The following is an 11,535-nucleotide window of genomic DNA, read 5'->3' as shown; positions in this document are numbered from 1 at the left end:
CCTCGTGATCCAGCACCATCCGCACCGCCCGGGCACGCACTTCAGGCGAGAACTTGTTCGTCGTCTTGCTCGTCATAGCCCCATCCTCTCAGGAGTTGGGGCCTCCGGCAAAGCCGGGGCGGTTCAATGTTGCCGCCGAATGCCGACATACAGCGCTTGACTGGCCAGCAGATCACACGCCTCCAGGGCTTCGTTCTAAAACCCCTTGTCTGAAGTTATTTCTTCGCCCTACGGCGGCGCTGGAGCGCCTTGGCGCAACATCTCGACAGATCGTCGCTCGCCTGAATCTGAGCTCGAACATCCAAATTCATAACCTCCTCAGCATCGTAGCCGGTTCGAGCGCGCAGATAGGGACACTGCCTTCAGCGTAGTAGAATCTGCTCGAGCCAGTTCGCCTGGGCGAGCACCCGGTCATCTCCTCCCGAGAGCGCGCAAAGCTGGGTAGACAGAGGCAATCCCTCTGCCGTCCATCCGGTCGGCAAGGCCACGCTCGGCATATCAAGGAAGCTGGCTATCATCGTCAGCGCCAGCGTCGCGACATTGACCTCGGCAAAGCGCGCGGGATCCGCCTCCAGCGGTGCCAGCAGGGGCGGGACATGCTTGACGGTAGGCAGGATGAGCGTCGCGCCACCGAGTTCGGCGCGCAGGCGTTGCATCTCCTGCGCGCGGATCGAGACGAGTTCCGCCGCCGCCTCGACGGAGATGCGGGCGGCACCATCGAGCCGGCTCAGCACGCGGGCATCGACAAGGGCGCGTTTCGGACCAGTCAGCGTGTCGAGATGCAGCTGGCGCGCCTCATAGGCGCCGAGCCAACCGAGCGTCGCTATGGCCTCACGTGTGCGGTGCCAGGCCTCAACGCGCTGGCGGCGGACCGTCGCGTGCCGAGACAGTCGTGCCAGAATCTCCTCGAAGTGGGCGCGAACCGGCGCCGTGATCGCGGGGTCATCCAGGATGGAAACGTCGGCCACGAAATGAAGCACGGGCGGCGGCAGTGGGCGCGGCGCGAGGCCGCGCATCGCCGCGTCCATCGTCACGCAATCGGCGACGCAGCCGGCGAGTGGCCCGAGGCTGTCGAGGCTGCCCGCCAGAGGAAACACGCCGGCCATGTCGTAGCGCGCCTGCGAGGCCTTGTAGCCGACGCAGCCGGTGAAGGCGGCGGGCACCCGCACCGATCCGGCCGTGTCGGTGCCGATCGCCGCGGTTACGATCCCGCGCTGCACGGCGACCGCCGAGCCGCTGGAGGAGCCGCCCGGCATGCGCGACGCGCTCCCCGGCAGATCCGCGGTCGGCGTGCCGAAATGCGGGTTGGCGCCAAGGCCGGAAAACGCGAATTCGCTGAGATTGGTCTTGCCGATCGGGATGAAGCCGAGGCGCCGCGTCGCCGCGACCACCGGCGCATCGATCCCTGCCGGTACCACCTCATCGCGGGTGCGCGAACCGGCGCTGGTGCGTGTGCCGGCGATATCGAACAGGTCTTTCCAGGCGATCGGGATGCCGTCATGGCGACTGAGCGGCTGTCCCTGCGTCCAGCGTCGGCGGGCGGCATGGGCGTCGGCAAGCGCCGCGTCCTCCATCAGCGTGATGAACACGGCGTCGGATGCCCGCGCCCGGTCCAGCGCGCGCTCGACGAGCTGGACCGGATCGGTCCGGCCGGCGGCGAGATCGGCGGCAAGGTCGTCGAGGTTCTCGGGCATGATCGGCTCCGTGTCGAGGAAAGCTCCCGGCCGGCGCGGCAACGGCGCCTTCCGGGCACGCAAGCGCGTGTGTCAGACGTGACCGTACTTCGCCAGCGCGTCGGCAAGCGAGAGGCCGCTCGCCAGTTCGGCGCGGATGGCGACTTCGGTGCGGGTGAGGCGCTCGGCCTCGATGAGCACGGTCTCGACCACACGGGCGGGGATGACGATCACCCCGTCCTCGTCGCCGAGCAGGAAATCGCCCGGCGACACCTCCACGGTGCGGCTGGTGGCACCGCGCATGACCACCGGAACCTGCCAGGCATTGACCTTCCAGCGGCCGATCGACTGGGTCGGCGTGCGGTAGCGCGCGAAGACCGGAAAGCCGTGCTCGCCGATCCAGCGTATGTCGCGAATGCCGCCGTCGATCACCGCGCCGACGCTGCCGCGCTCCTTCATGCCCAGCGCGATCAGCTCGCCGAAATAGCACACGCCCTCGCCATCGCCGCTCCACACGGTGATCTCCTCCGGGCCGACGCCGTGGCAGGCCTTCATCTTCTCGGCGTCGCCGCCGAGCGGATAAGGGGTCTTCTGGCCGCGGATCGTGTAGGCCCAGCCGGCGATGCGGTTATTGTGCGCGGGATAGGGCGCGAAGTCGGCGGCGAGACTCTGGTCCATGAAACCGAGCGTGTCGAGCACGTCGGCGACGTTCGATGTGTCGACGGCGAGGTAGCGGCGGCGGATGTCGGCCTTCTGCTCAGGGGTGAGGGCCGGCGTGTTGTCCGTCATGGTCATCGGGGTGTCTCCCTAAGGTCAGATGTTCGGCAGATAGCCGCCGTCGACGCGGATCACCGAACCGGTGATGTAGGCGGCGCGGGCGCTGGCGAGAAAGGCGACGGCATCGGCATATTCCTCCGGCGTGCCGTAGCGCCCGACGGGGATGGAGCTCGTACTCTCGGCGATGACATCGTCGACCGGCCGGCCCTCGCGCTTGGCCTTCTGCTCATCGAGGAACCGTATGCGGGCGGTGGCGATGCGGCCGGGCAAGATGATGTTGGCGGTGATGCCGAACGGCGCCACCTCGCGCGCCAGCGTCTTCGACCAGCCGACGAGCGTGGAGCGCAGCGCGTTGGAGACGCCGAGATTGGGGATGGGCGCCACCACGCCCGACGAGGTGGAGGTGACGATACGGCCCCATTGGCGCGCCCGCATGTTCGGCAGCACGCGATCGGTGAGATGGATCACCGACAGCACCATGGCGCGGAATTGCGCGTCCCAGCTCTCCGGCGCGACGCCATGGGCGGGGCTCGGCGGCGGGCCACCGGTGTTGTTGACGAGAATGTCGACCGGCCCGAACGCCGCCTCGATAGCCGCGACTTGGCCGTCGCAGGCGTCGATGTCGGCGATGTTCCATAGCAGCGGCAGCGTTGCCGCCCCCCGCGCGTCAAGTTCGGCCTGCGTGACCTTTAGCGCCTCGCCATCGATGTCGGCGAGGGCGACCCTCGCCCCTTCCGCCGCCAGTGTCCGGGCGATGGCACGGCCGAGCCCGCCGCCGGCGCCGAGAACCAGCGCCGTGTGTCCGTTCAGTTCCAGATCCATGGGAATGACTTTCTACGACCCGACCCGCAGCGGTGCGTTCAGCTTGCGCAAGTAGGAAATGACCGAGAGGGCGGTGATGCGCCCGGTCTTGGGATTGTCGGTTGGCACGTTGGCGATCGACATGGTGAAGCTCGCCGAATCCGCGTCGACCTCGATCGTGTGGGTGTTGCGGGTGAGCGCGGGATCGGCCCAGATCTCCAGCCTTGTGCGGTCCGGCCCAATGCCGGCCAGCGCCAGCGCCACGGCGACGTTCAGATTGGCGGGAAAGCCGATCGCCGCCTCGCGTGGCGTGCCGTCGAAGACGCGCAGGGGCTCGGTGATGTCGTTGATGGCGATGTCGTGCTCGACCAGATAGGGCGCGCCGACCAGCCCCTTCACAGGCTTGCGGGTGATCATGCGCACCGAGCGGATGTCGCCTTCGGCCGCCGCCGTCACGGCGTCGAGCCCCAGCAGGGCGCCGGTCGGCACCACGATCTGGCCGCCATGGGCGCGGGCAAGTTCCACGAGTTCCTGATGCGCGAGGATCGCGCCGGAAGAGAGCACGATCACCGTCTTGCCGGCCCTGAGAAAGGGCTCGGCGATGGCCGGCAGCAGCGCCGCTGGCGCGCATTCGACGACGATGTCGGCGAGGGCCTCGAGCTCCTCGACCGGCACGACGGGCACCGGGCGCCGCAGATGCGCCAGCCGCTCGGCCGCGCGGACACGGTCATGGGCGGAGACCGCGACGAGCGTGCAGCCGGGCAGGCCCTCGTCGAGGGCCTGAGCGACGCGCAGGCCTACGGCGCCGAGGCCAGCAATGGCGACGCGACGCACGCCCCTGCTGTGATCGGTGATGGCCGGCGTGCGTGCCGGCCCGGTGTCGGGAGAACTCATGACTGAGTGCCTTGCTTGGAAAGATCGCCGGGTGCGGGGAACAGCGTCGCGTAATGCTGCGCGCAAGCCCCCGCAGTGGTGAACCAGATGCGGTCGCGATGGCGGGCAAGCGTCTCCATCACCCGGCGGAACTGCCGGATGCGGAAGGGCTGGCCGACGATGAAGGTGTGAATGGTGATGCCGTAGACGAGCGGCTGGCGCTCGGATTGCGCCAGCATCTCCTCGAGATTGTCGATCGCCATGTCGGCGAATGCGGTGCCGGTGCCGTCGTGCAGCACCACCATCGGCACGTCGTTGACCTCGTGCGGATAGGGCATGGCGAGCAGCGGCCCGCCCTTTGTCTTCATCCACACCGGCTGATCGTCGATCGGCCAGTCCAGCGTGTAGCCGTAGCCGGCCTGCGCCAGCAGGTCTTCGGTGCGTGCGCTGGGATGCGCGCCGGGGCTCATCCAGCCGGCGGGGGGCGCGCCCTCCGCTTCACGGATTCTGGCCGTCACCTCGGCGATGATCGCGCGCTCGCTCGCCTCATCCATGCCGTTCTGGTGCTCGGAATTGGTACGGCCATGGGCGACGATCTCGTCGCCGCGCCGGCGATGGGCGGCGACGAGTTCCGGGCAATGGTCGTAGCAGGCGCTGTTGAGCAGCACCGTCAGCGGCAGCCCGTATTCCTCGAACAGTTCGATGAGCCGCCAGCCGCCGACGCGGTTGCCATATTCGCGCCAGCCCCAATTGTAGGAATTGGGGTGGCTGAGCCCCGGCGAATAGGCGAGCCCGAGCCCGGAGCCATAGGAAAAATGCTCCACGCACAGCGCGACATAGACGGCGAGGCGCTTGCCGTCCGGCCAGGAGAAGTCCGGACGGGCCGTGATGGGCGAATAGGCGAAGCGGTCATGGGACGGCAGCATGGCAAGGCTCCGGGCGATCAGGGCCGATAATCGGCGGGGGCGACGACGAGGCTGAGGTCGATGCTGCCGACATTCTCAGGCGTGACAAGCACGGCGGGAGTGACCACCTTCGCTTCCACCTTGCCCTTGGTCGCGGCGGCGACCGCCTGATCCAGCGCCGCCCTGCCCTGCGCGACGATCTGCTGGATCGAGGTGCAGGCGAGATCGCCATCCTTCAGCATCTGCTGGGCGGTGGGCGAGAGGTTGGAGGCCGACACCTTCACCGAGCTCTTGCCGGCGCTCTTGAGCGCGGAGACCACACCGGCCGCCATGTCGTCGGTGGCGCTGTAGACGCCGGAGAGGTCCGGAAAGCGCTGGATCCAGTCGTCGGCGGTGGTCAGTGCGGCGTTGCGGTTGTCGGCGAGGCGCGACTCCGCGACGATCTTCACGTTCGGCGCCACCTTGGCCAGGGTGTCCTTGAAGCCCTGCGCCCGCAGGTCCGACCAGGCCTGGCCGCTCGGGCCGGCCATCATCGCCACCTCGCCCTTGCCGCCGATCGCCTTGGCCAGGCACTCGGCCTGAAGCTTGCCCATGTCGTAATGGTCGGCGCTGACCATGGCGGCGAGCTTGTCCGTGTTGGGCGGCGAAGAAATGCCGATCACGGGAATGCCAGCGGCCACCGCCCGCTCGACGATCGCCTTCACCGCATCGCCATTGGTGGCGCCAACGATGATCGCATCGACCTTGCGCTGGATCAGATCCTGGATCTGCGAGATCTGCTGGCTCGAATTGGCATCGCCGCCGGCGCTGAGGGTGACGAGCTTCACCTTGTCGGCCTTGGCGGCGGTATCGACGCCGTACAGCACGGAAATCCAGAAGGACGAGCCGAGATTGGGGACCGAGACCCCGATGACCGGTTCGGCGGCGAGGGCCGGCGCGATGGCGGTCGACAGGAGCAGCGCGGCGAGGGAAGCGGCACGGAACAGCTTCATTGGAATGTCCCTTTTTGTTGGAAGGTTCTGGAAAGGCGGGAAAGCAGGAAGCGCAGGCCCGTATCCATCAGCCCGGAGGCAATGATCACGGCGCCGACGGCGATCTGGGCGAAGAAGGGCGAGACGCCGGAGAGGTTGAGCCCGGTAAGCACCACCTGCACGAAGGTGGCGCCGGCCAGCACCGCCCACACATTGGCCCGGCCGCCCGCCAGCGCGGTGCCGCCGATCACCGCCGCGGCGATGGATTGCAGTTCCATGCCGGCGCCCTCAGTCGGCAGACCGGCGCCGGCGCGGGCCGTCATCAGCGCGCCGGCGAGCCCGGCGAAGGCGCCGCAGAGTTGGTAGGCCCGCATCTCGATGCGCCAGGGCGTTCCCCCCACCAGCGCCACCGCTTCGGGGTTCGAGCCGAGCATCAGGAGGCGCCGGCCAAGGACGAAGTGGCGAAGCACCAGATGCGCGATGAGGATGCAGGCCAGCGCCGCCCAGCCGAGCGGGGGCAGGCCGAGCACCGTGTCGAAGGCCAGCTCGGCCGTGTCCCCCGCCTCGAGGGGCACGGCCTGTCCGTCGCCGGTGACGAGGAGCGCGAGGCCCTTCACCGCCAGCACGGTGCCAAGCGTGGCGACAATCGGCTGAAAGCGGGCACGGCCGACCAGCCAGCCATTCACCGTGCCGCAGGCGAGGCCGACCGGCACAGCAAGAAGCAGCGCCGGCAACCCGAAGGCGTTCGCCGCCATCACGCCCAGCGTTCCCGACAATGCGGCGACCGCGCCGACCGAGATGTCGAAGCCACGCACGGTGATGGCGAACATCTGCCCGACCGCCAGCAGGGCCAGGATCCATATCTGGCCGGCAATGCTCAGCCCGTTGTCGAGCGTCAGGAAGCCGGGCGTGGCAAGGCCGAACAGAGCCAATGCCGCCAGAATGGAGGCCGGCGCGACGAGGAAACGGGTGCCGCTGTCGCTGAGGGGTCTCATCGGGCTGTCCTCCCGGCGAGGCGCTTCAGCGCGGCCCAGTCCTTCTGCAGGCCGACCGACGCCAGCACCGCGAGGCCGAGCAGCACCAGTTGCCAGGCCACAGGCAGATTGATCAGAACCACGGCGTTGTTGAGCATGGCGACGGTCAGCACGCCGAACACGACCTGCAGCACATGCCCCCGCCCGCCCGACAGCGGCAGGCCGCCAATGGCGCAGGCGGCGATGGTCTCGAACGGCAGATTTGGTGCAAGGGCCGGCTGGCCGGAGGCGACGCGGCTTGTCAGGATGATCGCCCCGACGGCGCAGAAGGCGCCGGCAACCACGTAGCCGAGAAGGGTGATGCGGGCGACATCGATCCCCGCGAGCCGGGCGGCCAGCGGATTGGCGCCGACATGGTACCAGAGCCGCCCGATCCGACTGTGGGCCAGCAGCAGATGCAGCGCGAGGCAAGCGAGCATTGCGGCGAGGATCGAGACGGGCATGCCGAGGACGCGGCCACGCGCCGGCCAGGAGAAGGCGGCGGAAGGCGGGGCATCAAGCGGCAGGCCGCCGACCAACCAGGCGGCCGTGCCGGACGCCATCATCAACGTGCCCAGCGTCACGATGACCGGCGGCAGCCCCATGCGCCCGACCAGCCAGCCATTGGCCGCGCCGATACCGATGACGCACGCGCCGCCTGCCGCCAACCCAGCGATCGGACCCGTGGTGGGCAGCACCGTCACGGTCACCACGCTGGCCAGCGCCACGGAAGCACCAAACGAGAACTCGATACCACCGAGAATGATGACGATCGCCTGCCCGCAGGCGACGATGCAAAGAATGGCCGCGACGCGCAGCACGTTCTCGATATTGCCGAAAGTGGCGAAGCGCGGCACGAGCAGGCAGCACAGCAGGAACAGGCCGAGGCAGACCAGCGCCACAGCGGGCGGACGTTTGATCCTCATGCCGCCATGCTCCCCGACAGCGCCGACAGCAACGCCGCGCGCGGGGCGTCCTGCGGCAGCTCGGCAGCAAGCCGGTTGTCGCGCACCACGAGGTAACGATGGGCCAGCACCATGAGCTCGTCGAGATCGCTGGTCGCGACCAGGACCGCGAGACCCGCCGCGGCAGCTTCGCGGATGGCATCGTGGATGACGCTGCGTGCCGCGACATCCACCCCGCGTGTCGGCTCCAGAAGGACCATCGCCTTCAAGCCCGGCAAAGCGAGGCAGCGCGCGATGAGCAGCTTCTGCTGGTTGCCGCCGCTGAAAGTGGCCGCCTCCGCCTCGGGCTGCGCCGGGTGCAGCTTCAGCCGGCGCAACAGCGGGTCGATCCGCTCCGCCTCCTGGGACGCCCGCAGCCAGCCAAGCCGCGCCAGATGGCCAAGCGCCGAGACCGACACATTGCGCCGCGCCGAGAGCCGGGCGAACAGTCCCTCGGCATGACGATCGGCTGGCACATAGGCGATGCCGAGCGCCGCCGCGCGCCGGCGGTCTCCGGGGATGAAGCCGTGCCCCGCCACCGAGAGTTCCCCTGCGCCGGCCTGCGCGCCGGCCAGCCACGCGGCGAGGGTGAGCGCGCCGGAGCCGATGAGGCCGGCGAGCCCGACGATCTCCCCGGCATGGACCGTGACGTCGGTGCCGCCGCTTGCGTCGCGACGGCCGGCAAAGCCACGCCCGACCAGCACCGGCTCGGCGCGCGCGCACAGGCGCTCCGGCCTGGCCTCGACGCCCGCGCCAAGCATGGCGTGGGTCAGTTCCTCGCGGCTGTGGCGGCGGATGAGCGCGGCGTCGATCACCGTGCGGCCATCGCGCAGCACGGTGACATCGTCGGCGAGCGCCTCGATCTCGTCGAAGCGGTGGGAGATGAACAGCGCCGCCGTGCCATTCGCGCAGAGCCGGCGCACGACGGCGAACAGCCGGTCGGCCTCGCCGGCATTGAGGGCGGCGGTCGGCTCGTCGAGCACCAGCACGCGGCAGTCGAGGCTTAGCGCGCGAGCTACCTCGACCAATTGGCGCTCTCCCAGCGACAATGTGCCGAGCGGCGCGGCAAGATCGACGTCGAGACCGACCTCGGCCAGCCAACCGCGGGCGCGGGAGGGATCGACGAGACGCCACCCCGCCCATAGCCCACTGCCCCCGGCAAGAGCGAAGGCCGAGAGATTCTCATGCACGCTCAGTTCCGGAAACAGGCTGAGATGCTGGTGGATCGGCACGATGCCGGCGTGGATCGCCTGCGTCACCGAGCCGAAGGCGGCGGCTGCGCCGTCCAGATCGAGACGGCCGGCATCGGGCGTCACCGCGCCGACGAGGATCTTGACCAGTGTCGACTTCCCCGCGCCATTCTCGCCGAGCAGCGCATGCACGCGCCCGCGCCGCAGGGTGAGCCGCGCGTCGCGCAACGCGCAGGTCGCGCCATAGGTCTTGGCGATGCCGGTGGCGAGGAGCGCTTCATCGGATGCGGGCATGTGAATCCTCGCCCGGACACGGTTGGTCCGGGGTGCGTGCGACGATGGTGGCTCGCCGGTGGAAATCGGGTGCCGCTACGATGCCGGGCGGGTGGGCCTGTCACAAACGATTTGTTCGGCACTCATGCATGATCTAAGTTCATGCATGACGGAGGTGCTGGATGAGAAAGAGGCGACTGCCGCCTTTAAATGCGTTGAAGGGGTTCGAGGCCGCGGCGCGTCATCTCTCCTTCACGCGCGCGGCCGACGAGCTCCATCTCACCCAGGGCGCGGTCAGCCGGCAGGTGAAGGAACTCGAGGTCGAACTCGGCCAGGATTTATTCGTGCGCCATACAAGGCGCATTGAGCTCACCGCCGAGGGCGAGCAGTTCTATCGCGTTGTCGAAGGCGTCTTTGACGAGCTGGAGCGCGCCGCCTTGCGCCTGACGCGCCGGCGCAGCGATCCCGCCATCACCATCAGCGCGCTGCCCACCATTGCCAGCGTCTGGCTCATGCCCCGGCTGCACCTGCTGGTCGCCCGCCATCCGGAGATCGAGGCGCGTATCGTCTCGTCGATCGAGGCGGCGGACCTTCTCGCCCATGATGCCGACATCGCCATCCGGGTGGGGCGCCTGCCGGGCCGGCGCTATGAGCGCGGCCAGCCGCGCATCGAACTGCCCATGGTCACCCGCTGGGACGGGGTACATGCCGATGAACTGTTCCCGGATCGTCTCGTGCCGGTCTGCGCACCTGCGCTGTTGACCAGCGACGTCCACGAGGCCACCGATATCCTCGCCTATCCGCTGATCCACACCACGACGCGGCGCTATGCCTGGCCCGACTGGTTGCGGGCCAATGGCGTGCGCTACGAGGCGGAGAGCGATCCGCACCTGCAGTTCGGGCATTTCTTCATGGCGCTCGACGCGGCCCGACAGGGACGCGGCATTGCGTTGGTGCCGGATATTTTGCTGGCGCAGGACGAGGTCGCGCGGAGCCTCTGCGTTCCCTTTTCGAGCGAGATTGCGAGCGCCGGAGAATATTACCTTCTCATCCATGAATCTCGGATGGAGGATAGCCGGGTGCAGATCTTCCGATCATGGATTCTCGACGAAGCGGTGACTCTGCGCACACGCAGCTTCACACCAATGGCTGAATGACTCTTCACTCCGCCCCATGCCGCCGCTTCGTATCCTCCAGTGCTTGTCAGATTGTCGCGCGGGAAGAACGTTCGCGTATTACCCAGCGCCAAGTCAGCGCCCTGATCAGTCGCCGCGCGGCGCGCTGTAGGCGATGTACCAGCACAGGCAGGTGGGACAAAACGTGAGGGCACTACTCCTTGATTCCCGTGCGAATTACTCATCGCCTTGGCTGGGCTCATTATTGATTTGGCATAAACCCATGCGACTTCAACGACATAGGTGTTCGCAGTTTCACCTTGGTCGGCGCGCCACTTTCTGAGTGTATCGAATTATTTAGCCGCGGGCTTCCAGCCCGAGGGTTACATTCGCGGCAAAAATTCAAGATCGTAATCCTACCGTCAGCTCTCCCGGAACAACGTTGTCCAGCATTGATGGATGATTCCCGAACCGCTGAGGGGAATCACGGGTCGCTGGGAAGTCGTCACGTCGCTCGTCACGAAAGACCTTAAGCTCGCGACTAAGCTTTGCCCTGCCACCCATGCGAAAGCCGAGGCTCGGCTTCGATCTGTGATTGCAGCGACATGGCGGGCTCGGCGTCTCATCAGCCAATACCCTATCCCTTTGCCCAGGCCAGTGACGCCCTTCCGGCCAGTCGAAAGAAGCGTATGGCAGTTGGGAAGCTAGCCCCGCCTCAGAACCGGATGCTCAGCCGTGCGTTGAAGCCGTTCTCGGTGACGCCGTCGCCATACTGGCCGGTGTAAGCGACACCCAGCGTCGAGGTGGCGCTGATCAGGACATCGAGCCCGGCCTCCAGCACCGCCGCGTCCTCGGCGATCGGCGCGCCGGTGATGGTGAAGGCGTCCGAGCCGGCAAAGGCCTGCGTCACCGTCGGGTCGATGTCGCCAAAGGCGTGCCGCCAGCCGATCGCCCCGCGCAGCGTCGCCGCGGTGGAACCGAACGCGATCTCCTTGGCGAG

At 67.9% G+C, this 11,535-nt stretch carries 11 protein-coding genes; 1 reads left to right on the top strand and 10 read right to left on the bottom strand.

The window, feature by feature from the left end:
- Window positions 1-362: 362 nt before the first annotated feature.
- The 9 genes from KIP89_RS01750 to KIP89_RS01710 form a co-directional block, all read right to left on the bottom strand.
- On the bottom strand, window positions 363-1,694 hold the full coding sequence (locus KIP89_RS01750; protein ID WP_213753702.1) for an amidase family protein: 1,332 nt from the start codon (window positions 1,692-1,694) through the stop codon (window positions 363-365).
- Between the two features lie 72 nt (window positions 1,695-1,766).
- Window positions 1,767-2,468: an RraA family protein gene (locus tag KIP89_RS01745; protein WP_250152134.1), complete on the bottom strand. Its 702-nt coding sequence runs from the start codon at window positions 2,466-2,468 to the stop codon at window positions 1,767-1,769.
- An 18-nt stretch (window positions 2,469-2,486) separates the two neighbouring features.
- Window positions 2,487-3,272, bottom strand: coding sequence for an SDR family oxidoreductase (locus tag KIP89_RS01740; RefSeq protein WP_213753701.1), 786 nt, complete (start codon window positions 3,270-3,272; stop codon window positions 2,487-2,489).
- Between the two features lie 12 nt (window positions 3,273-3,284).
- The gene (locus tag KIP89_RS01735) at window positions 3,285-4,145 is read right to left on the bottom strand and encodes an aspartate dehydrogenase (RefSeq protein WP_213753700.1); all 861 of its coding nucleotides are present in this window, start codon (window positions 4,143-4,145) and stop codon (window positions 3,285-3,287) included.
- Window positions 4,142-5,050, bottom strand: a complete 909-nt coding sequence (locus KIP89_RS01730) for a polysaccharide deacetylase family protein (RefSeq protein WP_213753699.1) — start codon at window positions 5,048-5,050, stop codon at window positions 4,142-4,144. Before KIP89_RS01730 ends, KIP89_RS01735 begins: the two co-directional genes overlap by 4 nt.
- 17 nt (window positions 5,051-5,067) lie before the next feature.
- Complete coding sequence (locus KIP89_RS01725; protein ID WP_213753698.1) at window positions 5,068-6,021, bottom strand: TMAO reductase system protein TorT; 954 nt, start codon at window positions 6,019-6,021, stop codon at window positions 5,068-5,070.
- Window positions 6,018-6,995, bottom strand: coding sequence for an ABC transporter permease (locus KIP89_RS01720; protein ID WP_213753697.1), 978 nt, complete (start codon window positions 6,993-6,995; stop codon window positions 6,018-6,020). The genes KIP89_RS01725 and KIP89_RS01720 overlap by 4 nt, the downstream gene beginning before the upstream one ends.
- Window positions 6,992-7,939 (bottom strand): ABC transporter permease, encoded by a 948-nt coding sequence (locus KIP89_RS01715; RefSeq protein ID WP_213753696.1) that lies wholly within the window; start codon window positions 7,937-7,939, stop codon window positions 6,992-6,994. The genes KIP89_RS01720 and KIP89_RS01715 overlap by 4 nt, the downstream gene beginning before the upstream one ends.
- Entirely contained in the window at window positions 7,936-9,441 is a 1,506-nt protein-coding gene (locus tag KIP89_RS01710) for a sugar ABC transporter ATP-binding protein (protein ID WP_213753695.1), read from the bottom strand. Before KIP89_RS01710 ends, KIP89_RS01715 begins: the two co-directional genes overlap by 4 nt.
- Window positions 9,442-9,602: 161 nt before the next feature.
- Here KIP89_RS01710 and KIP89_RS01705 point away from each other — a divergent pair, with 161 nt between their 5' ends.
- On the top strand, window positions 9,603-10,577 hold the full coding sequence (locus tag KIP89_RS01705; RefSeq protein ID WP_213753694.1) for a LysR substrate-binding domain-containing protein: 975 nt from the start codon (window positions 9,603-9,605) through the stop codon (window positions 10,575-10,577).
- A 673-nt stretch (window positions 10,578-11,250) separates the two neighbouring features.
- Here the strand turns inward: KIP89_RS01705 and KIP89_RS01700 are convergent.
- Window positions 11,251-11,535 (bottom strand): autotransporter domain-containing protein (locus KIP89_RS01700; protein WP_213753693.1); only part of this gene is annotated, 285 nt, incomplete at its 5' end.

Origin of the sequence: Ancylobacter radicis (genome assembly GCF_018449475.1) — a bacterium.
Classification (GTDB): domain Bacteria; phylum Pseudomonadota; class Alphaproteobacteria; order Rhizobiales; family Xanthobacteraceae; genus Ancylobacter; species Ancylobacter radicis.
This window is presented reverse-complemented; position numbering and strand designations above follow the sequence as displayed.